This window comes from Bacillus sp. EAC (assembly GCF_002156875.1).
In the GTDB taxonomy this organism is placed as follows: domain Bacteria; phylum Bacillota; class Bacilli; order Bacillales; family Bacillaceae_G; genus Gottfriedia.
The window spans coordinates 51,698-75,156 of sequence record NZ_NCSY01000004.1; the positions used below are offsets into that span (position 1 = coordinate 51,698).

Annotated in this window: 17 protein-coding genes, 1 pseudogene and 1 riboswitch; of the genes and pseudogenes, 11 read left to right on the plus strand and 7 right to left on the minus strand. The window is 33.2% G+C overall.

All coding sequences use genetic code 11. From position 1 onward, the window contains the following. The first annotated feature begins 12 nt into the window (after positions 1 to 12). Positions 13 to 1,791, plus strand: coding sequence for a phosphomethylpyrimidine synthase ThiC (thiC, locus tag B7R65_RS07755; protein WP_088042199.1), 1,779 nt, complete (start codon positions 13 to 15; stop codon positions 1,789 to 1,791). 306 nt (positions 1,792 to 2,097) lie between these two features. Here the strand turns inward: thiC and B7R65_RS07760 are convergent. From B7R65_RS07760 to B7R65_RS07775, 4 genes and pseudogenes are all read right to left on the minus strand, one after another. Next, positions 2,098 to 2,193, minus strand: a pseudogene (locus B7R65_RS07760) (YjcZ family sporulation protein); the annotation flags it as partial. 180 nt (positions 2,194 to 2,373) lie between these two features. Beyond that, positions 2,374 to 2,637 carry a hypothetical protein gene (locus B7R65_RS07765; RefSeq protein WP_088042201.1) on the minus strand — a complete coding sequence of 88 codons (264 nt, stop codon included), beginning with the start codon at positions 2,635 to 2,637 and terminating at the stop codon, positions 2,374 to 2,376. 194 nt (positions 2,638 to 2,831) lie between these two features. After that, the gene (gene bcaP, locus B7R65_RS07770) at positions 2,832 to 4,238 is read right to left on the minus strand and encodes a branched-chain amino acid transporter BcaP (protein ID WP_088042202.1); all 1,407 of its coding nucleotides are present in this window, start codon (positions 4,236 to 4,238) and stop codon (positions 2,832 to 2,834) included. A gap of 302 nt (positions 4,239 to 4,540) precedes the next feature. Further along, on the minus strand, positions 4,541 to 4,720 hold the full coding sequence (locus B7R65_RS07775; RefSeq protein ID WP_088042203.1) for an H-type small acid-soluble spore protein: 180 nt from the start codon (positions 4,718 to 4,720) through the stop codon (positions 4,541 to 4,543). 290 nt (positions 4,721 to 5,010) lie between these two features. Between B7R65_RS07775 and B7R65_RS07780 the strand changes: the two genes are divergently transcribed. Next, on the plus strand, positions 5,011 to 5,970 hold the full coding sequence (locus B7R65_RS07780) for a LacI family DNA-binding transcriptional regulator (protein WP_088042204.1): 960 nt from the start codon (positions 5,011 to 5,013) through the stop codon (positions 5,968 to 5,970). Positions 5,971 to 6,315: 345 nt separating this feature from the next. Here B7R65_RS07780 and B7R65_RS07785 read toward each other — a convergent pair whose 3' ends face one another. Beyond that, entirely contained in the window at positions 6,316 to 7,209 is an 894-nt protein-coding gene (locus B7R65_RS07785) for a LysR family transcriptional regulator (RefSeq protein ID WP_088042205.1), read from the minus strand. A gap of 129 nt (positions 7,210 to 7,338) precedes the next feature. On the opposite strand from B7R65_RS07785, the gene B7R65_RS07790 reads away from it, so the two are divergent. The 6 genes from B7R65_RS07790 (at position 7,339) to B7R65_RS07815 (ending at position 13,790) form a co-directional block, all read left to right on the plus strand. Next, positions 7,339 to 8,610 carry an APC family permease gene (locus B7R65_RS07790; protein WP_088042206.1) on the plus strand — a complete coding sequence of 424 codons (1,272 nt, stop codon included), beginning with the start codon at positions 7,339 to 7,341 and terminating at the stop codon, positions 8,608 to 8,610. A 382-nt stretch (positions 8,611 to 8,992) separates the two neighbouring features. After that, positions 8,993 to 9,141, plus strand: a riboswitch (FMN riboswitch). Positions 9,142 to 9,518: 377 nt separating this feature from the next. Further along, a complete protein-coding gene (gene ribE, locus B7R65_RS07795; protein ID WP_088042207.1) occupies positions 9,519 to 10,166 on the plus strand; it encodes a riboflavin synthase in 648 nt (215 codons plus the stop codon). A gap of 12 nt (positions 10,167 to 10,178) precedes the next feature. Further along, positions 10,179 to 11,372 (plus strand): bifunctional 3,4-dihydroxy-2-butanone-4-phosphate synthase/GTP cyclohydrolase II, encoded by a 1,194-nt coding sequence (locus tag B7R65_RS07800; protein ID WP_088042208.1) that lies wholly within the window; start codon positions 10,179 to 10,181, stop codon positions 11,370 to 11,372. Between the two features lie 15 nt (positions 11,373 to 11,387). Continuing rightward, entirely contained in the window at positions 11,388 to 11,849 is a 462-nt protein-coding gene (gene ribH / locus B7R65_RS07805) for a 6,7-dimethyl-8-ribityllumazine synthase (protein ID WP_088042209.1), read from the plus strand. Positions 11,850 to 12,146: 297 nt separating this feature from the next. Then, the gene (locus tag B7R65_RS07810; RefSeq protein WP_088042210.1) at positions 12,147 to 13,241 is read left to right on the plus strand and encodes an MBL fold metallo-hydrolase; all 1,095 of its coding nucleotides are present in this window, start codon (positions 12,147 to 12,149) and stop codon (positions 13,239 to 13,241) included. A gap of 78 nt (positions 13,242 to 13,319) precedes the next feature. After that, the gene (locus B7R65_RS07815) at positions 13,320 to 13,790 is read left to right on the plus strand and encodes a YbaK/EbsC family protein (protein ID WP_088042668.1); all 471 of its coding nucleotides are present in this window, start codon (positions 13,320 to 13,322) and stop codon (positions 13,788 to 13,790) included. A 59-nt stretch (positions 13,791 to 13,849) separates the two neighbouring features. On the opposite strand, the gene B7R65_RS07820 is transcribed toward B7R65_RS07815, so the two are convergent. Further along, a complete protein-coding gene (locus B7R65_RS07820; RefSeq protein WP_088042211.1) occupies positions 13,850 to 15,040 on the minus strand; it encodes a YhgE/Pip domain-containing protein in 1,191 nt (396 codons plus the stop codon). A gap of 91 nt (positions 15,041 to 15,131) precedes the next feature. On the opposite strand from B7R65_RS07820, the gene B7R65_RS07825 reads away from it, so the two are divergent. Next, entirely contained in the window at positions 15,132 to 15,830 is a 699-nt protein-coding gene (locus tag B7R65_RS07825; protein ID WP_088042212.1) for a TetR/AcrR family transcriptional regulator, read from the plus strand. Positions 15,831 to 15,892: 62 nt separating this feature from the next. Here B7R65_RS07825 and B7R65_RS07830 read toward each other — a convergent pair whose 3' ends face one another. Next, the gene (locus B7R65_RS07830) at positions 15,893 to 16,741 is read right to left on the minus strand and encodes a MurR/RpiR family transcriptional regulator (protein WP_088042213.1); all 849 of its coding nucleotides are present in this window, start codon (positions 16,739 to 16,741) and stop codon (positions 15,893 to 15,895) included. 601 nt (positions 16,742 to 17,342) lie between these two features. Between B7R65_RS07830 and B7R65_RS07835 the strand changes: the two genes are divergently transcribed. Together B7R65_RS07835 and B7R65_RS07840 are read left to right on the plus strand one after the other, a co-directional pair. Then, positions 17,343 to 18,617 (plus strand): helix-turn-helix domain-containing protein, encoded by a 1,275-nt coding sequence (locus B7R65_RS07835; RefSeq protein WP_088042214.1) that lies wholly within the window; start codon positions 17,343 to 17,345, stop codon positions 18,615 to 18,617. A 675-nt stretch (positions 18,618 to 19,292) separates the two neighbouring features. Further along, on the plus strand, positions 19,293 to 23,441 hold the full coding sequence (locus tag B7R65_RS07840; RefSeq protein ID WP_088042215.1) for a S8 family serine peptidase: 4,149 nt from the start codon (positions 19,293 to 19,295) through the stop codon (positions 23,439 to 23,441). The last annotated feature ends 18 nt before the right edge of the window (positions 23,442 to 23,459 follow it).

Sequence of the window (23,459 nt, forward strand, 5' to 3'; positions counted from 1 at the left end):
AGAATGTAATCAATGAACAATTTTGTAAATGAAATGAATTTTTCAATCATGTCCAGTTTCACTGGCAGTAAAAAAGTATACGTTGAAGGATCTAGACCTGACATTAAAGTTCCAATGCGTGAAATTGAATTAAGTCCTACAACTGGTACATTTGGGGAAGAGGAAAATGCACCAGTTCGTGTATATGACACAAGTGGTCCATACACAGATTCCACCATGTCAGTTGATATTCGTAAAGGTTTAGATCCAATTAGAGAAAAATGGGTTATCGAACGAAATGACGTAGAAGAGTATGCAGGGCGTGAAATAAAGCCTGAAGATAATGGGTTTAAAGAACTATCATCTCAAAAAAGTATTGATAATTTTCAAGGTCTTAAAAGAAAACCTTTGCGAGCAAAAAATGGAGGGAATATCACACAGTTGCATTATGCTCGTAATGGAATCATTACCCCTGAGATGGAATTTATTGCGATTAGAGAAAATGTCTCCAGTGAGTTTGTGAGAGCAGAGGTAGCTAGTGGAAGGGCAGTAATACCATCGAATGTTAATCATCCAGAAAGTGAGCCTATGATTATAGGGCGTAATTTTCATGTGAAAATAAATGCTAATATTGGTAACTCGGCTGTCACTTCCTCGATTGAAGAAGAGGTCGAAAAAATGACATGGGCAACTCGGTGGGGAGCAGATACGATGATGGATCTTTCAACTGGAAAGAATATTCATAAGACACGTGAATGGATTATTCGTAATTCTCCTGTACCTGTAGGAACTGTTCCAATCTATCAAGCGCTTGAAAAAGTGAATGGAATTGCAGAAGACTTAAGTTGGGAAGTGTTTAAGGACACATTAATTGAACAAGCAGAACAAGGGGTAGACTATTTTACTATTCATGCGGGTGTTCTTTTAAGATACATTCCGCTAACGGCAAAACGAGTAACGGGTATAGTTTCTAGAGGTGGGTCGATTATGGCTCAGTGGTGTCTTGCTCATCATAAAGAGAGTTTTTTATATACTCATTTTGAGGAAATTTGTGAGATCATGAAGAAATATGATGTGACCTTTTCTTTAGGAGATGGTTTACGTCCTGGATCAATTGCTGATGCAAATGATGAAGCGCAATTTGCTGAATTAGAAACACTAGGCGAACTAACAAAAATTGCATGGAAACACGATGTTCAAGTCATGATTGAAGGACCTGGCCATGTTCCGATGCATTTAATTAAAGAAAATATGGATAAGCAGCTGGAAATCTGTCATGAAGCGCCATTTTATACACTTGGCCCACTTACAACAGATATTGCACCTGGATATGACCATATTACTTCTGCAATTGGTGCCGCGATGATTGGATGGTTTGGAACAGCTATGCTTTGTTATGTAACGCCAAAAGAACATCTTGGACTTCCAAATAAAGAGGATGTGAGAATCGGCGTGATTACATACAAAATCGCAGCTCATGCAGCTGATTTAGCAAAAGGGCATCCTGGAGCACAAAAACGAGATGATGCACTCTCTAAAGCAAGATTTGAATTCAGATGGCGTGATCAGTTTAATTTATCACTTGATCCAGAAAGAGCGATAGAATATCATGATGAGACCTTACCTGCTGAGGGGGCTAAAACAGCTCACTTTTGTTCAATGTGTGGTCCGAAATTTTGTAGTATGAGAATTTCACAAGATATTCGTGATTTAGTAAAAAATGGCGAAATGAACGACCAAACTGCAATTGATGAAGGACTGAAAGAAAAAGCGAATGAGTTTAGAAAGAATGGTGGAGAAATCTATCAGTAAGGGTGAGGATACCTTTGGCAAATCGTGTGAATCAAATTACGGAAGAAATTAAACAATTAGAAGCTAATTTAAAGCTGCTAATAAAAGAACTGAATCATATACAAAAAAAGTGTAAGCATGATTTTCAAAAAGAGAATTACATCCAAAAATGTAAAAAATGTTATTTGATTGAAAGTCTATATTGGTAACATAAACTAATATGATTAAACGATCAGTTTCATATGTAAAAAAAACTCCTGTAAAATACAGGAGTTTTATGTTTTTTAGTTTTTACCAGTGGTGTCCATAGCCTCCGTAACCGTCATTACATGAGAAACAAGCTGCACCTACGATGATCAATAGGATAAATAATACAACGATTAGAGCGAAGCTATGATGATGAAAATGATGTCCAGTACTCATACATTATTACCTCCTTCCCTCAAAAATTTAGGGTTTTTAGTCCCTTTAAGGGTAATGTAGCTAATTGTGAAAATATTACAAAATAGGAGAGGTGGATAATGTATCGTATGTAATTTTAAGAACTATGAAACTAGTCTATTTATCAATTAGGCTATAACCTAATTGAAATTGATGAGAGCACTAATTTTTTTCTTTTGGTATTGAGATTGCTGATTCAACAACATATCCATTAGAGAACTTTAGCGCGATTGTCCCTAAATAAGTATCAGAAGGCTGAAGTGATTCTGTGCATGTAAAATAGCGGATATGAACAACTTCTTTCGTATCCTTACTAATTTTTTGACATGCAAGTAAGTTACTTAATCGCTTTAAAGCGACATCTCTTTTTAAACCTATGATGTCCTTTTTTATAAACGATTCATAGTAATTCTTTAAAGGAAACATTTCTCCAACTCCTTATTACATAATAAATAGATTTCGTATATCGATTCTTTCGCACTAATTTATCTAATCGCTTAAATTAATTAATTGTTTGTTGGACATATTTTACTATAAAAATAACTAAAGCGATATTCTGTTTTCGTTAGCATTTTTGCCATTAAACTAAAAAAAATCTCCCATGATGGGAGATTTCTTGTTTATGCAGATTGATTTGAATCTTTATCTATTGAATTTGCTGGGTTTAGTCGGCTATTTTTATAACCGTAAGCTACATAAATAACTAGTCCGATTACTAACCAAACTACAAAACCTTTCCAAGTAAACGCTGATAGACGAGACATTAAAAATCCACAGAAGAGAATAGCTAATATAGGAATCACAGGAACCCATGGTGTTTTAAATCCACGTTTTAAATTTGGTTGTGTTCTTCTCAATACTAGGATACCTAACGATACAGCAGAGAAAGCAAATAAAGTACCGATATTCGTTAATTCTGCTAATTTATTAAGTGGAATTAAGCCAGCAAACGCAGCAACTAGGCCACCAGTTACCCAAGTACTTACAGTAGGAACTTGAGTTTTTGTATTAACTTTTGATAATTTCTTTGGTAGTAATCCATCTCTACTAATAGAGAAGAATAGACGAGTTTGTCCAAACATCATTACGATTAATACTGTTGTAATACCGATGATTGCACCTAGAGAAATGAATCCAGCTGCCCAATCTTGATGTATAAAGCTTAATGCAAAAGCAACAGGGTCTTTTACACCTAGTTTATCAAATGGAACGATACCAGTAAGAATTAATGAAACTACAATATAAAGTATAGTACAAATTGCTAAAGCCGAGATAATTCCGATTGGTAAGTTACGTTGTGGGTTTTTAACTTCTTCAGCAGCAGTAGATACTGCATCAAAACCAAAGTAAGCAAATACTACAACAGCAGCTCCAGCAGTTACACCAGAGAATCCCTTTGGCATAAATGGTGTCCAGTTACCTGGCTCAACATACCAAACGCCGATTGCGATGAAAAGTAATACGACCGCTAATTTAACTATTACCATGATTGTATTTAATTTTGCAGATTCTTTTACGCCTCTAGTAAGGATAAAAGTTACTAATAAAACAATTATAACCGCCGGTAAATCAATGAAAGTACCGTTAGAAGGATCAAATGCACTTGTTAATGCTGTTGGAAAATGAATTCCGAATCCTGAGAGTAAGCTTTGGAAATATCCAGACCATCCACTAGCAACAGCAGAAGATGCTAGTCCATATTCCAGTACCATATCCCAACCTAAAATCCATGCAACGATTTCCCCGAAAGCAACATAGCTATAAGTATAAGCACTACCAGCCTCTGGAATCATTGAAGCAAATTCAGAATAACATAACGCCGCAAATGTACAGGCTAAACCTGCGATAATAAATGATAGAATAAGTGCTGGACCAGCATAGTCAGCAGCTGCTACACCAGTTAAAACGAAGATACCAGTACCAATGATTGCCCCAATTCCTAGCATAGTAAGATCAAATGCACCTAGTACTTTTTTGAGTGAATTAGATGATTCACTCGCGACAGATTTTTTGCGAAATAAATTCATAAGAACCTCCTTGGGAATCTTGTTGATAGTTTTCTGTTTTTTAGATTACTATTTTCATAGTTTTGTAATAAAAACAGAAATTTCTGACAATTACTAACAGAAATAATTTATTTGTTAGTTTTAAGTGATTTTTATAATAACATATGATTTTGGATAATTCAAAGAATTTTTCGACTATTTTTTTAAAAAAACGTGCCAAAAAATGGTAAAAAAGTCATGAGAACAAAAAAATAAACCTCTTAAAAAGAGGTTTCGGTGTGTAGTCAAAGTCAAAGAAATATGAGATTCAGAACGTTGATTTTTTAGTGTTCCTTTAAATGACTTAATGAGACTTCTTTATCATTTTGAGGTTCATCAAGTGGATAAATTCTAGCCGTTCCTTCATTTTTATTAACATGTTGAATATAAATTGGTACACCTTCACATGTTACTTCAATCATATTAGGTGAAGAAACAATTTCTAATGCTCTTTCTGTATCCATTTTTTTGCCTCCTTTACTTTATAACCGATACTATTATTAACTTAGTGTTGAAAACCTATTCATATTAAATCGATAAAGTAGTTCGATTATTTCTTGGATGCTTTCTTAACTCGCTTCTTTTCTTGTTGTATGATAGCAAAATAAGAAAAAAACAATATTGAGCTACACATGAAAATTAAACAAAATAATCCCAATAGAACATTCATATAAGTTCCTCCTTTATAATTTAATGTCATCGTAAAGTATGGAACTAGTTTCAGAGCAAGAAAAAATTTAGAAAAGGTGAGGTTATGTCTAATATTAGAGATATTGCGAGGATGGCTGGTGTTTCGGTTACAACTGTCTCAAGAGTATTGAATGATGAACCATATGTAAGTGAGGATAAGAAAAAAGCAGTTTTACACGCAATTGAAGTTACAAATTATCACAGAAATTTTAATGCTGTAAATTTAAGCAAAGGAAAAACTAATCTCATGGGGATTGTCATTCCATTTTCAAATCATCCATATTTTGGATTAATTGTTGAGGGAATTGCTAATGAAGCCATAAAAAATAATATTAAATTAATGTTATTTCAATCGAATTATGATGAAAATAGAGAAATTGAAGCTTTAGAAATGTTGAAACATAAACAAATTGATTCCCTAATAATTTGTTCAAGAATTTGTCGATTCGAAATTATACAAGAATATCTAAAATATGGTCAAATAATCTTAAGTGAGGATACAAGGAAGACAAGCGTTTCTTCAACTTTTATTGATCATTACAAGGCTTTTAAAATTGGTCTCAACTATTTATATGAAAAGGGACATCGGAAAATTGGTTATTGTATTGGGAGAAGTACGGGTACGAATAGTTTACAAAGAGAAATGGCTTATAAAGATTTTCTGAAAAAATATAATCTGCCTTTTATAAATAATTATATATTTAATAATTGTTTCCATTTCGAGGATGGTGAACGTGTTGTCCAATCATTTATACATTTAGAAAATCACCCAACAGCTTTGTTAGTAACGAGTGATCAAGTGGCTGCAGGTATTCTCACTTGTTGTAGGGATCAGGGTATAATAATTCCAGATGATCTATCTATAATTGGTTTTGATAATCAACCAATCTCCAAGGCGATGAAAATTACGACAGTTGAAATCCCATTAGTTGAGGTAGGTAAAAAACTTTTTAATCAGGCAATTAAGGAGGACGTAACACAAGAAGAGGTTTTAGTAAAAATGATAGAACGTGGATCAGTTTAATGGTTCGATAATAGATAAAATGCTGTTTTCATAAAAATTGTTGTTATTTAATTTAATAATTGGTTAGTTTTACATCAGGATGCTCGTTTTTAAGTGTGACGGTTGGTGAGTCTCCTTTAATTTCATCCCGCCTGCGGAGTCTCACCTTTTACGTTACTCCCAGAGGAATCTTACACATTTACTTCAACTATCTTTACACAGTTAGATTACTTTAATAAGTCCTTTTTTTTGAATTATCTTTTAGTCGAGAGTCAAAAAAAGCACAAACTAGTGTAATATTTAACAGCAACTTAATTGATAGTTTTAACTACTAATTAAGTTGCTGTTCAACTAGTTGTGCTTATTTTATTTTTGTCTCCATATTTTTGCACGTTCTTCTACAATCTCTATAAATTTTCTTGTAGCATGAGATTGCCATCTATTTTTATGCCATGCCATGATTGTAAATACACTCCCTAAGTTAGTATCCCATTCAATTGAGCGCATTTTTTGTTGTTCGATTTCATTATTTACTGTCATCAGCGGTAGCATTGAAATACCAAGTCCACACATGACACATTGTTTTATTGCTTCGACACTCCAAAATTCGATTCCAGATTCAGTGGCAATCCCTTTACTTCTTAAGAATGCCTCAAAATAGTCTCGATAGCTTCCTTGTTCAGTCAGTAGTATATTTTCGTTTTCATATAACGAAAACTGAGTCAGAGTTCGATTTGTTTCCGAATCTGGAGGTAACAAGATGACAAGTTTTTCTTCAACAAGAGTTTCCATATGCAAATCTGGATCTGATAATGGTGCTTGCAAGAAGAATGCGATATCTAAATCACCTCTTCTAAGCTCATCCTGTAATTCCCAGCATAACCCTGATTTCATAATGATATTTACGGTTGGATAAAGCTTCCGAAAGGACTGAATGATAAATGGTAGGCGATAAATTGTAAGGGACTCTGGCGCGCCAATCCGAAGAGTCGTGGGTTCTTCTTTATCCATTCGAAACACGTCTTTTGCTTTTGTATAGAGTTGAATCATATCAATTGCATGGGTAAGAAAATGACCACCAACTTCGGTTAATTGAACCTTTTTACCGATTCGATCAAATAATGGGACACCTAATTCTTGTTCAAGTGCTTGGATATGTGCTGTAACGGTAGACTGAGCATACCCTAAATGGACTGCAGCTTTTGAAAAACCACCCAAGTCTACGATTGATTTAAATGTAATCAGATGGCGTATTTCCATAAATACCTCCTTCTATCGAAAATTTCGATTGATAATATCGTATATATTCATTTTACCGATTATATGTCATTACATATAATTAAATTATACGAGATTACTATTTCTTTCAATAAATTTTGAGGTGATTTTATGGAGAATCGGAAAATAGGGTATATATTGCTAAGTGGGCTAATGATCGGTCCAATATTGGGTTCAGGAATTATCATATTACCTCCTGCTGTATTTGAAATTGCTGGAAATTATGCAATTTTTGCTTGGATACTTATGCTTGGTTTAAGTAGGTTATTTGCAAATATGTTCGGGAAATTAAGTTTGATGATTCCGGGTGATTCAGGTGTACCTTTAGCAGTAGAGCGTGCATTTGGAACTCAAATTAAAAATCTTTCAGCTATATTCTTTTTACTAGCAGTTTGTTTTGGTCCTATTGCAGTGTTAGGGACAGCGGGACATTATTTACAATTATTAACAACCCAAACTCTCTTTAATGAAAAATGGCTAACAATCGGCTTACTATGTTTTGTGTATTTGATCTTAACTAGGAATATTGCAGATATAGGGAAATTTGCATTTTTTATGTCGAGTTTTATAGTAGTAACTCTACTTGTAGGTAGCTTTCATACATTATTTACAGTTGATGGCACTATATCTTTATCCAATTCAATTACTGTGAAAGATTTTGGTCAAAGCTTATTATTGCTGTTTTGGGCATTGATTGGGTGGGAAGTAATTGGAAGTTACTCATTAGAAGTAAAGTCTCCTGAAAAGACAATACCAAAAGCTGTAGCATTAAGTTTTTCAGTGATTGCTCTTGTAAGTCTGACGGTAGCTCTGGCATTCCAGTGGGTTCATTCAAAAGAATCGATTGCATCAGATCAATCCTTAGCTCCATTACTTCAAAGTTTATTTGGTCGATGGGCAACTCCGATTATATCGACCATTACAATTGCTTTATGTATTAGTACAGTTCTGTTAGTAATTGGAGCAGTTTCTAGGCTAATATCAGATCAAGCAAAAAACGGATTATTACCAACATGGTTATCATATAAAAATAAAAATAATGTCGCGTCACGTGCATTGCTAAGTTTGTTTTGTATACACACAGTCGGATTCATTCTTTTCTTTATGGATATCGTTAGTATTCAGCAATTAGTATCAATTGCTAATGCCTTCTTCTTATGTAATGCACTATTAGGCGTATTAGCATGTATGCGTTTATTTAAGTCAATTTATTTAAAAATAGGCTCAGGAATTCTTGCAATTTGTTTTCTAGGAATTTTATTATTTTCTTCACCAATCATATTAATTTTAATTGTAGTTGTTACTGTTTATTTTATTTGGCTACAAAGAAAAGAAAATATAAAAGAACAAGTAGTAATCGTAAAAGCTGGAAGTGATTTATAACAAACTATGAATTCAAACTAAGCATTGTAAAAGAAACCTTTTGTTCAAGAGGTTTCTTTTTTTATATTTTTGCTCAGATAATGTTTATTGTTGATATTAAACAAAACGCGTTGTTCTGAAAGGTTTAACAGGATTTAAAGCAAAGAGTGTATAAGAGATTTGATTGGAACGGATATGCGAGACTCCTGTGGGAGTAGCGAGAAGGTTGAAACCCCGCAGGCTTGCCGAGGAGGCTCATCTCACGCCCCACGGAAAGGGAGCATCCTGTAACGGAAATCAACAATATTTTTTAACAGAGCCTATATTTTAATAATCACAATTTCCAGGTTTATTTCTTTACAATAATATTTTTGCTAGTTATAATAAAACAAATTTGATAAATAGTGTCCTTCGGGGTCGGGTGAAAGTCCCAACCGGCGGTGATGTTTAGTTTTACTATACTAAGCCCGTGAGCTTCATATGAAATTTGTATGTTGCTGATCTAGTTAGAATCTAGAGCCGACAGTATAGTCTGGATGGGAGAAGGATGGAGTGCATATACTAATTGGCATTTGAATTTTTTCAATACGATTAGTGTAGGCTTAGTTTGTTATGCCATTTATCTAAGTGGTACAGCAAGAAACGCGTTGATTATTTTGTATATTGATATTTGCAAATAATGATAGCGTTTATTTAAGTTTGCTTCCTTTCTTAAACATCTAAAGCCCCTTAGGATTTTTTCTAAGGGGCTTTTTCACTTTTTCAAATTAAATTGAATTAGAGGGTGTGATAAGTTGGATCAACTATTTATGAATTTAGGGAACTTTGAGTGTATTGAATTTATGGAGGATGCAATAACTTTAAATTTAGTATCAATTGAGACCTATGTAAACGATATTCATATGCATCTCCGAAATGAGGTGAATTAATTGTTTACAGGTATTGTTGAAGAAATAGGTTCTGTAAAAAACATTGTAAAAAAAGGAAATACTTTACTAATAACAATTCAAGCGACAACTATTTTAGATGATATTCATTTGGGAGATAGTATTTCAGTAAATGGAGTTTGTTTAACCGTTACTCAATTTACAAAGGAGCAATTTTCTGTTGATGTTATGCCGGAGACCTATCAAGCTACTAATTTAAAAAATTTATCACCTAATCATAAAGTAAATTTGGAAAGGGCGATGTCCGCAAACGGTCGATTCGGTGGACATATTGTATCTGGTCATATTGATGGAATTGGAGAAATACTCTCAATTAAGTCGATGGAAAATGCAGTCGTTTATAAGCTTAAAATATCAAGTCGATTTTCGAAATATTGCATAAACAAAGGTAGTATTACGATCGACGGCACAAGTTTAACACTTTTTGAAGCAGGGAATGATTTCGTCACTGTATCTTTAATTCCACATACTCGCTCACATACAATTCTCGGATTTAAAAATGTAGGCGATGTAGTAAATATCGAATTTGATTTACTAGCTAAGTATGTTGAAAAAATGATTGGTATGAATCAACCGAAAAACGAGTCCAAAATTACAGCTGCATTTCTATCTCAGAATGGCTATGTATAAAGGAGTAAGCAAATGTTTTCTACAATAGAAGAAGCAATTGAAGATTTAAAAAAAGGAAAAGTAATTATCGTTTGTGACGATGAGGATCGTGAAAATGAAGGTGACTTTGTCGTAAGTGGAGAATTTGCTACACCAGAAAATATAAATTTTATGGCAACATTTGGACGTGGACTAATTTGTGTTCCAGTATCCGAAGAAATTGCAAAACATTTAGATTTACATGATATGGTATCGGATAACACTGATTCTCATGGAACAGCTTTTACTGTCAGTATTGATCATATGGATTCAACTACAGGTATCTCTGCGTTTGAACGCTCACATACTGTTTTGCAAATGCTAAAAACAGAATCAAAAGGTACCGATTTTAAAAGACCAGGGCATATTTTTCCTTTAATCGCTAAAAAAGGTGGAGTTATTAAGCGACCAGGTCATACTGAGGCAGCGGTTGATTTAGCTAGAATGTCTGGATCAAAAGAAGTCGGTGTTATTTGTGAAATAATGAATGATGATGGAACAATGGCTAGAGTACCTGAACTTAAAAAAGTTGCAGAAAAATTCAATTTAAAAATGATTACAATAAAGGATTTAATTGCGTTTCGAAATCAATCAGAAAAACTTATTACGAGAGAAGTAGAAATTAATTTACCAACTGATTTTGGTGATTTTAAGATGATAGGTTATACAAATAAATTAGATGATAAGGAGCATTTGGCATTAGTAAAAGGGCAAATAGACGATGGGAAACCTGTTTTAATACGAGTTCATTCGGAATGCTTAACAGGTGATGTGTTTGGATCTTGTCGATGTGATTGTGGCCATCAATTACAGTCCTCGCTCTCAATGATTGAAAAAGAAGGTAATGGTGCAATTATTTACATGCGTCAAGAAGGAAGAGGGATTGGGTTAGTTAATAAATTAAAAGCATATAAGTTGCAGGAAGAAGGACTTGATACAGTTGAGGCTAACTTAGATTTAGGCTTTGAAGCAGATTTAAGAGATTATGTATTAAGTGCCCAAATTATAAAGGATTTAGGAATTTCAAAGATAAAATTACTTACAAATAATCCATTAAAAATAGATGAATTAAAAGAATATGGAATAGAAATTACCGAACGAGTTCCATTACAAGGTGAATTGAAAGAAGCGAACAAGACATATTTAACGACCAAAATTGAAAAAATGGGACACTTACTAAACTATTAAATAGGAGAGATTAATATGAAATTTGAAGGAAATTTACTAGGATCAGGATTAAAGGTTGCAGTAGTTGTAGGACGATTCAATGAATTTATTACATCAAAATTACTTGGTGGAGCACAGGATGCTTTAATTCGTCATGGGGTAGAGGAAAAGGATGTTGATGTGATTTGGGTTCCAGGCGCATTCGAAATTCCATTAGTGGCTAAAAAACTTGCAGATACAAAAAAATACGATGCAATTATTACACTAGGTACAGTAATTCGTGGAGCTACAACTCATTACGACTATGTATGTAATGAAGTAGCGAAAGGGGTAGCTGCAATTTCCCTTCAAACTGGCGTACCAGTTATTTTTGGGGTACTGACAACAGAAAATATAGAGCAAGCAATTGAAAGAGCTGGAACAAAAGCAGGTAATAAAGGTTGGGACGCTGGAATGTCTGCAATCGAAATGGCAAACTTATTAAGAACGATTAACTAATGTAACTTTATATCGTGTGGGCCCAGGAGGCTCAGCACCAGACCAACGGAAAGCGAGCATCCTGGAGTGGAATCAACTAATCGCATTTCTTAAACGTAAGAAAGTTTAAGAAACAGCAAAACTAAAAAACACCTTTTATGAATCCAATCATAAAAGGTGTTTTTTATATAACAAATTAAACAATTACTCTATTCCTAAAATTTGTTTACTTGTTAATTTGTATGTTAGTGTTAAGAAAATATCAGCAAAACAACGAATAAATAGATTTGTTAAGGGGATTATGGAGGTATTAAAAAAATGCTTTTTTTATTAATATTAGCGATATTGGTAGTAATAATTATCATATTTTTAAACACATATCCACACTTTGGAAAGAAGTATTCTAAAGCAAGGATGGAAAGTTATCGAGCGCTCGAAAATTATTCAAATGGAAAATTCGTGAACCAAATACCAACTAGTATGAGTTCAGATTTGAAAACTACATATACAATGCTTAGAGATTTTATAAAGAAAAATCCCAACCGAACGCCAAAAGAGCATATACCAATGACAAATATGAATGCATCCAAATTAAATAATAGGAATGAAGATACAAAAATAACATGGTTTGGACATTCCGCATTATTAATTGAAATAGCGGGGAAAAACATTCTTGTAGATCCAATGTTTGGAAATACACCTTCACCATTCCCTCAATTTGGTGGTAATCGCTTTAGCAAAGGTTTGCCATTCGAAATAGATGATTTACCAAAAATTGATGCAGTCATACTTTCACATGATCATTACGATCATTTAGATTATGGTACGATCAAAAAATTAATGCAAAAGGTAAATCGTTTTATTGTTCCATTAGGTGTCGGCAGTCACTTAGTAACCTGGGGAGTTCAGAAAGAAAAAGTAACTGAACATAATTGGTGGGATGAATTTAAATTTGAAGATTTAACATTAGCATGTACACCGGCTAGACATTTTTCAGGGCGAAGTTTAACTGATCGCAATTCTTCTTTATGGTGTTCATGGGTTATTACGAACGAAGTGAATAGAATATTCTTTAGTGGTGATAGCGGCTATGCTCTCCACTTTAAAGAAATTGGTGAGAAGTATGGTCCCTTTGATATCGCACTCATGGAATGTGGACAATATGATGAGAGGTGGTCTGCAATTCATATGCTGCCTGAAGAAACTGTACAAGCGTTTGTAGATGTAAAAGGTCAAGTGCTAGTACCTATTCATTGGGGGGCTTTTACACTTGCATTCCACGATTGGAATGATCCTGTCGAAAGGGTATTAAAAGCTGCAAAAGACTCGAACTTACAAATCTCTACACCTAAAATAGGTGAGTCAATTAATCTAACAATTAAAGAATTTCCTACTTCAACTTGGTGGAAATAGTTCGATTTCACTAGAGGAAAAGCTAGAGGAACTATTGAATAATAAAAAAATCAATAGAAGGAAGTGATGAAAGTGGAAATGTTAAAAGAAAGTGCACAAGTAGTTCAAGATTATATTTTAGAACTAGGATATACAAATAAAGTAGTTGAACTACCTAATAGTGCCCGCACTGCAGCAGAGGCGGCCGATGCATTAAATTGTGAAGTTGCTCAAATTGCGAAATCAATCATTTTCCGTTTAGAAACCTCAAATATACCGGTTTTAGTTGTAGCAAGCGGTGTAAATAGAGTTAATGAAAAGCAGATTGAAAACCAACTCAATGAAAAGTTAGGAAAAGCCGATGCAGAATTCGTAAGAGAACAAACAGGTTTTGTAATAGGTGGAGTAGCCCCGCTTGGGCATAAAAATCCAATCATTACATTTATCGATGAAGATTTACTTCACTATAGTGAAGTTTGGGCTGCTGCTGGCCATCCGAAAGCGATTTTTAAATTAGCGCCAAATGAGTTAGTAGAAATGACAAAAGGTAAAGTAATAAAAGTTAAATAAAATTTTAAAAAAAGAAGCAAATTCACTATTTTTTCTGAGTGAATTTGCTTCTCTTTTTATTAATGTTGAATTGAAACTGTATGTTCCTTTATTTCTTTTTTACTTTTTAATGTAGAACTTAATAATAAAATGAGAGAAACTGCGCCAATCCATAATAATACTTTCATCGAATGACTCATTGATATTCCTTCACCGAAATAGAATATTCCTCGTAAGCCGTCCGCTCCAAAACGCATTGGTACCCAAGAGTAAATCCAGTCTCTTGTGAAGTTTGGAAGTAATTCTGGTGCCATACCAATTATTGAGCCAGAGAAGAAAAAGATTAATGCAAAAATTCCAACCCCTCCAAGACCAATCCATGACATGACCGCAGAGATTAAGATATGAAAACAGAAATATGCAATTGTTAAGAATAATGCTGTATCTACAAAATTAGGTAGATTAATCCCAATCCAATTCGCCATAAGGGTAATTCCGAAACCTGCTACAAATGCTAAAATAATTGCTAAAACGAGCTGTTCGATTATTATTTTAAAACGATTGGCTGCTTTAGACAGTAATGATTTCTTTTTTGCAAAGAATACTATTACTGCACCAATCAAACTAGACATCCAAAGAGGTGTAATTAACACAACCGGAGCGTTTCCACCTGAAGCGTGTGTACCAATTGGATTCACATTTTCAACGGTACTAATAATAGGATTAGCTAAAATAGATGCTTGTTTTGCCGATAATGTTACCCCTTTTTTATCTAATTCATTAAAAATTTCAGTACGAGTGTTTAAGTTAATATTTTCAATTAGATGTGCTAATAGTTGATTTGCCATAGTTGATGCATTGCTATTCATTCCTTGATTTATCAATAGTTGAATAGTTGCTGAAGATGGGTTAGCAGTTTTTAAAGATGCTTGTTTAATACTTAAATCTTTTGGTATGACTAATGCTGCGTAGTACTTTCGATCATGTAAACCGTTTCTTACTTTTTCTTCACTAGACACACGTATCCATTTAATCGCGGGTTCATCTGATGTGCTTTTTCCTAATTCATTAACTTTCGATACCATCATTGCTCCCATATTAACATTTCCTTTTGAAGGAATCGTAACACCTTGGTCCAAATTCACAATTGCGATAGGAAGATTTTTTGGTGTTGGATTCACGGTAGATGCTAATGTCAGACTGAATATTACTGCTATCACTAATACAATTAGCGGTGCTAATAGTGCTTGTTTTTGTTTAAATAAATTCATAGACTTTCCCCCTTAATGAAAAACATAATTAATGAACAACGTGTTGACTATTGTTATGAGGAAATATTACAATGATTTTTAATTATTAACAATGAGCAATACATTAGGTAATGTTCATTGTTCAACACATTTTAAAAAAGTGTTTAGTCTTTTGAAAATATTATTTAAAGGGTGTATTAAATTGACTCAATCGTTACGAGAATTGAAAGTTGCAAAAACAAAAAAATTAATTAGAGATACGTTAGTGGATTTAATTGAGGAAAAGGGATTTGATGCAATTACGATAAGTGATATTACAGTTAACGCCGGACTAAATCGTGGAACATTTTATCTACATTATCGTGATAAATATGATTTAATGGAAAAAAGTCAAAATGAAATATTAATAGGCTTACAAGAAAAATTTATTAGCGTGAAGCCATATGAATTTGATGAGTATTACTCAAAAGACATGATTTATCCGCCAATTCTTCAAGTATTTCATTATTTAATGGAAAATAGTCGATTTATTAAAATCTTACTTAGTTCCAAAGGCGATCCTGGTTTTCCGAAAAAAATGAAGGAGTTTATCAGAATAGCCTTATATGAGAAATTAGTTAAAGTGATTGAAGCCCACTCTATAAATGCGATACCGAAAGAATATACTACAGCATTTATTTCATCAGCATTTTTTGGTGTAATCGAGGAATGGTTAGAAAAAGATGTACCACATTCACCTGAAGAAATGGCGATGGTACATATGAAAGTTATGAAGTTTTTAAAGCAATTTGTTACACAAATAGTAAAGTAAGATGTACTCATAAAATAGACACTACATGCAGAATGTAGTGTCTATTTTTTCGATTATTTAAATTATGTTCTAGTTTCGGAAATGGCAGTTCTCACTTTTTCAAATGATGTTTTCGCCTTATGAGAATTCAAAATCATGATATTAACATATAAAGCATCAATAATACTTAATTGAGCAATTCTAGAAGAAAGTGCCTCCGGGCGATATTCAGTTTCTTCTGATGATGTGTAAAGGGAAACATCAACATTTTGACTTAAAGGTGATTTAGGGAAACCTGTAATACCAATTGTTTTGGCACCTGTTTCTTTTAATACTTGTAAAATTCTAATCGTATCTTTATTCGAACCTGAATGAGAGATAACAATTGCTACATCCTCTTTGGATAATTGAGAGGCTGACATTAATTGAAAGTGTGAGTCAGTGTAAGCGTTTGCTTTTACTCCCGTACGAATAAATTTATGGAAAGCATCCATTGCAATGACAGAAGATCCGCCTAATCCATAAATAAATACTCGATTAGCTTGTAAAATTAGTTCTACTGCTTTTTTAAATGATTGACTATCTAGCATTTGCGCTGTGTTCTCTAGCGTTCTAATATTTGATTTGAAAATCTTATTAGCTACTGTAATTTCGTCGTCTTTTTCATTAATTTCTTCATGAATTTGTTGAATAGGTGTCATGATCTCTGTAGCAAGAGCAATTTTAAGTGCTTGGTAACCTTTAAATCCAATTCGTTTACAAAATCTAAACACAGTTGCATCTGCAACATTTAAATCTTCAGCCACTTCAGTAATTGTACTATGAATGATATGTTTTGGGTTTTGTAATATATAGTCAGCAATCTTTTTCTCTTTATCACTGAATCGCGCATAGTAAGAACGAATTTTACCTAGACTATTTGTTTGTTCCATTTGATTGGCACCTTTCAAAAAGTAGTATTTATTCTTCAGATCGTAGCTTGTTAGAAAGAATATTTTTCACGTTTTTTTTTGTTAGGCTAACTCCATATACATAGTATAAAGGAAAATAGAAAATTTTTTAACAATAAAATGAAAACCCTTTCATGTAAAAAAACATTTTATATACAATAAGTTTACACGAAAAAAATTTTCTCAATCAACTAATTCTTATTTTTACAATAAAAAGGGCATGGATTAATTCATACTATTTATTAAGAAGATGATTGGAGAGGAAGGTGCGGGACCCTAATAAGAGCAATGGATTTCTATAACTTCAGCGAAATGCGTGAATCAGCCAAAAAATAAACATTTCATTGTAATAAATATTAAGCTTTGCATTAGCCTTTATCATGTTGATCAATGCAATTGTCTAAAATGGAAAAAATTAGTCGGAAAGAATGAAGTATATTTTTTGCCTCATTCTTTTTTTTTGTTTATTTTCGGAATATTTAGGTAGAATGCCTTAATTGTTCGGTACTTTAAAGGGAAAAAATTTTCAATCAAGAATAATTAGATAAAGAAGAAAAAGAAAAAAGTATAAAGGAGGGCGAATATGTTAGAAGGTGAAATCATAAAATTCTATCGCGAAAAAATGGGCCTAACTCAAGCAATGCTTGGTGAAGGCATCTGTACAACTACTCATGTTAGCAAGATTGAACGAGGAAAAACTGCTTACTCACCTGACATTATCGCCTTATTTTCAGAACGATTAGGAATTGATATTGAACAAGAAATCGAATCTTTTCACTTGATTGATAAAAAGCTCCATCTTTGGCATGAAGCATTAATTTTAAAAAAGGAAAATCAAGTTGAGGAGCTAAGAGTGGAACTTGAACAGATACCTTTTATTGAGTATTCACAATATGCAGCTCATTATTATTTACTCAGAGCTAGGTATTATTTTAACGAACCAAATTTGGAGATGGTTAATCAAACAATTAAATACGTTAAAAAGGAATTTCCTAACTTATCTCCTTTTGAAAAAAATCTATTATATCATCTTCAAGGGATGTACTATATTCAAATTTATACAAGTTCAAGCAATGAAGACCATCTAAAGGCGATTAAACTATTAAAAAAAATAGATATTGAAGTCTATCGAAATGAAGAATATTACCATCATCTTGCTATTGCCTACCATTACAGTAGTTCAAAAATATTAGCATACAAATATGCGGAAATGGCACTCAAATTTTTTCAGAGAACGAATAATTATTTATTAGCAATAAGTGCAGAATCTTTAATGTTATTACAATACGGCAGTGAATTGGAAATAGACTTTGATGAGGTTGTTGATCGATATAAAGCTTTGATTCATAATTGTGAAGTTTTAGGCGCACGGGACCGAAAAGCTATTTTATTAAATAATTTAGGGGTTAAGTATTTTAAACGAGCAGAGTTTGAGGAAGCATTACAATATTTTGAGGAAAGTTTAAATGAAACAGAAAACAATAATTCAATTAATTATTTAAGAAGATTATGTAATTATGTTGAGACATGTGTCGAAGGATCTCTTATCGAAAAAGAGGTTTTAATTAAAATAATAACTAGAGGTACAGCTTTAGCAAAAATGTTAAAAAGCCCAGTGCACACTATTTTACTTAAATTATTTAAATATAAAGCAGAGAATAAATTAAATCAGTATTTTCAATTCCTAATTGAAGAGGCACTTCCATTTTTCAACTCTACAAATCATAAGTTTTATATCGAGCAATATGGTGAAGAGTTATATAGGTTTTACATTAAAACATATCAATATCAAAAAGCTATTGAACTATCTCAAACAATCAACCCTACATTTTCAAATAAACAATTACAGAATACATAGAAAACGTTTCTATACGTTTTTTATGTATTTTTTTGCTGTTTTCGTAAACTTTGTTGATATTTAAGAAAGATCTTAGTTGATTGGAACGGAGGGATACTCGCTTTCCGTGGGGCGCGTGATGAGCCTCCTAGGCCCACGCGATGTGGGTCATGTATGCGTTAAGACAGGACGTCGTGGTATTAGCATGCCTACCTTTTTGACCACTGCGGGGTCTCACATGTCCCGCTACTCCCACAGGAGTCTCGCATATTCAATCCAATCAACTTCTTTTCAATTTTATGCTTTTTAATAAGCCTTTTTAAAACAACAATCTTTTAAAAAAGAGCCATTTTTTTGATTTAATTTTGCTAAAGTCTAACAATTAAAGAAAATTATTTAAATCTACTTTAATTAATTACGATTATACTATTTTAAAAAAAGATAGAAATTGGTTTATTTTTGTTGTAATTAATGTAGAAATTCGTCGAAATTCACTAAAAAGGGATCATAACTGTTATAGATTACGATTTTAATAACCCAATTGTTTATATGCCAAATATTCTTAATAATAAGAAGTATACAAGCGATAGTTTGTTTGAAAAAAAGAAAGTCATTATAAAAAGCGATACTTATAATCTGTTTTTAGTAGTGAGGACTATCTATTTAGCTATTAAAAATGGACAAGGAGGAAGAAGAATGGGGAAAAAAGTAGAAAATAGTAAGTTTGTAAAAAGCTTTACGGTTTTAGCTTTAACATCAAGTTTTATACTAGGCTCACTTGGACAAGTATCAAACGTTTCTAAAGCAGCAAGCCCCCAAAAAGTAGAGGATATTCTAGCAAGTCTTTCTTCAGAGCAAAGGGCAGCTCTAAAGCAACTTTCTACAAATGAAGAAACTGGACTTCAATTATCTTCTGATATTGATTTAACCTCTTCTAGCCAAACAAATATTATTGTTGAGTTTGCAAATAAACCTGCCAAAGTTGCACAAATTGAGGCAAGTGCTGAAGGAAAAACTTTGACTAAAGCAGAAGCTTCGAAATTAGTTGATCAAGATCATGAGACTTTTTCAAATGAGGTTGGACAACTTTTAAAAGCTGATAATAGTAAAAAAGTAGATTATAAAATTCAACGTTCATATAAAAATGCCTTTAATGGCGTTTCAATGACTCTACCAGCTAACCAAATTGAAAATCTTTTAAAATCAAAAGCAGTAAAAACAGTATGGAGTAATGAGAAGTTTTCAATCGATCCACCTACAGAAGCAATTAAAAACGAAGAATTAAAAGCGGATGAGTTTAATGTTGCAAATTATTCTCCATATGATCAATTAGATCGTTTACATGCTGAAGGGTATACAGGTAAAGGTATTAAGATTGGTATTTTAGATACTGGTATGGATTATAATCATCCAGATTTAAAGGATGCTTATAAAGGCGGATATGATTTTGTAGGTGACGATAATGATCCAATGGAAACTACATATGCTGATTGGGTAAAGGCTGGTAAACCAGGGTCAGCGAATGGTGCGGACTATTATACAGAACACGGTACTCACGTAGCGGGAATTATAGGGGGACGTGGAGTACTAGATAGTGAATATTCAAATGTCGGTGCAGCTCCGGAAGCAGATTTATATGCTTATCGAGTGCTTGGCCCAGGTGGTGGTGGTACGAGTGAAGACATCATTGCAGGAATCGATAAAGCAGTCCAAGATGGAATGGATGTCATTAACATGTCACTTGGTGCAACATTAAATGATCCACTTTACGCTACCTCAATTGCTGTAAACAATGCGGTTTTAAGTGGTGTTACGACAGTTGTAGCTGCAGGTAATGCCGGTGATAAAATGTGGACACTTGGTTCTCCAGGTTCTGCTGCATTAGCATTAACTGTTGGTGCTTCATCTATTGCTATTGATATTTATCAATATTCTGGTTTACAAGATGGTAAAAATTATAATTTAAGACAATTAACGAAAAATTATAAAGACGACTTATCAGCACTAAAGGAGAAAACGATTCAAATTGTTGATGTCGGGCTGGGAGATCCAACTGGCTATAAAGGTAAAGATGTAAAAGGCAAAATCGTATTCATGAACAGAGGCGTTTATACTTTAGATTCTAAAGTTGCTTATGCAAAAGCTCAAGGTGCTGTAGGTGTGATCATGGCTAATGATGAAGTAAACAAAGCAGAAGGAGCAATCCAAGCATTTTTAGGTGAATCAATGGAAGCCATTCCTTCTTTTTCAGTTTCCTTTGAAGAGGGATTAGAGATTTCAACTGCAATTAAGGCTGGTAAAACAGATTTCACATTCGGTGATTATAAAAAAATTCAAACAGCGTCTGATGAATTAGCAGCATTTAGTTCAAGAGGTCCATCGAAAGTGAATTATGATATTAAACCTGAAGTAACAGCTCCTGGTGTTTCGATTCTTGCAACAGTTCCATTTTATGTGAACGATAAAACTGTAGACGGATCAAAACCTGAGGATTACAAGTATGCATACGCACGTTTATCCGGAACTTCGATGGCTACTCCATATGTAGCTGGTGTATCAGCATTATTACTTCAATCAAATAAAGATCTTGAACCTGCTGATGTTAAATCAATTTTAATGAATACAGCTGATCCATTATCTAAAGACTATAGTGTATTTGAAGTAGGAAGTGGTCGAGTTGATGCATATGAAGCAATTCACTCAAATGTTGAATTACAGGTAGTTGACAAAACACCAACTATTATAAATGGAAAACAAAAAATGATTAAAGAATTAACCGGTGGAATTAGCTTTGGTTCTTTTGGATTTGATGATCAAGATGTATCAGAATCACGAAATGTTACGTTAAAAAATCGTAGTGAAAAAGCGAAAACTTTTAAAGTAGATGTTAAATTCCAGACAGGCATTCGGGGATCATTAGATGCAGCAAAAAACAATGTAACGTTAGATGGTCCTGCTTCAGTAAAGGTAAATGGAATTAGCTCAAAATCAATAAATTTTAAATTCAACATCCCTAAAACTGCAGATAAAGGAACATACGAAGGGTATATTACGTTTACGAATAATGCAGATTCAACAGAGCAATATCAAGTTCCGTTTGGTGGTCGAGTAGTCAATGAAGGAATTGATTTCTTTAAAGCAGATCCGACGTTTTCAACTGATACATCATGGCCAGCAAATGCATTTCCGTTTCTTGGTTTTGAATTCTCTCTAAAATCTGAAATGAAGACATTGGATGTATTATTACATGATCCAATTACAGGTGAAGACATTGGTTTAGTCGGCTCATTTACCCCAATCACGTTATTCGAAAACCAGTTATACTTTATTGGAAGAGGATTTAATACAATTTACTATCCATTCACAGGTGACTCGAAAAATCCAATTAGCAATGAACCAAAATTTGCGCAACCAGGTCATTATCAACTAAAAATGGTTGGAACGAATGAACAAGGAAGAACATTCTCTAAAGTATCGGATTTTATCTACGATTTAGCAGCACCAACTATGACGTCTAGTTTTGATTCATTAGACCAAAAAGTAATTGAATATAATGATAGTCAATTTGATTCTAAAGATGAATTTTTATATGACTTTAATATTAATTTAAATGACCAAGAAACTGAAGAAGCTAGTCGCTTAGGTCTATCAGTAGATCAATCTAGCAATTCTGTTGTCTCATTTTATAATAGTCCGTTTCCGGCAAATCCAATTAAAACTGATAAAAACGGAGATTATAAAGATCAAATTTTAGTTAGAAAACAATCTGCACCGATGCAAGTGCAGTTTTATGGATTTGATGCGGCGAGAAACTTCACCGCTAATGCTAGTAGTATGTTAAGAGTCGTATTTGTGGATCAAAATCTACCATATTACTATTTAAAATCAAATAAAAAAATCGTTAATACAGGTGATGCTGTTAACTTTACTGTTCGTTCGAATAATGTGAAAAAGTTAAAATCAACTAAAATTACGATGAAAAACTATAATTATGCTTCAATTGAGAATGTTATTGTAAATGACGTAGTTAAAAAATATGGCGATGCGAAGGTTAGTGTAGAAACTTCACCAACGAATTATACATTTACATTTACTTATTTAGGGAATAAAGAATTACCAGAAGATTTACCATTATTTAATTTCGATCTAAAAACAGACAACAAATATACGAAGGATAGCCCTTATTGGTATGGTATGAGTGCATCTACAATTGATCAAGCAAATGTAGAGACGACAAATATCTATACTTATATGGAAAGTTATAAAGTTGAGCCAGCTTCTTCAAGAATACAAGGAGCAATACAAGTTGAAGGTGGAAAGGATCCAGTTACTGGTGATACGAATTATGCTATTGATTTAAGTAAAGCTAACGCAAAAGTAACAGTTACTTCGTACGATGGAAAAACAGTTGTTGAAGTGCCAATTACTGATAAATATGGTTCATATAATGCTGATGGATTAAAACCAGATAAAAAAGCCTATACATTAAAAGTAGATGTACCTGGACATTTTACGATGAATCAGCAAGTTGTTTTATCTGATGAGGTTCGAGGGGAAATACTCGGTAAGTGGTATAGATATAGTTTATCTACAGCAGCGGCAGGCGATGTAAATAAAGATGCTGTTATCGATGTATTAGATGCATTAGCTGTTCAGACATATTGGGGAACAAATAAAGCTTCTGCTGATTTGAACTTCGATAAAGTAGTTGATAAAAAGGATATGGATTACATTGTTAAAAACTTTGGACTACAAAATCCGACTGTTTCAAATGCTCCTAAAGCTAAGAACTCGTATAAAGGGGCTACTTTAGACAGTATCTTAACAGCATTAGGACTGAAGTAGTAAAGGAAGAATTAAGGT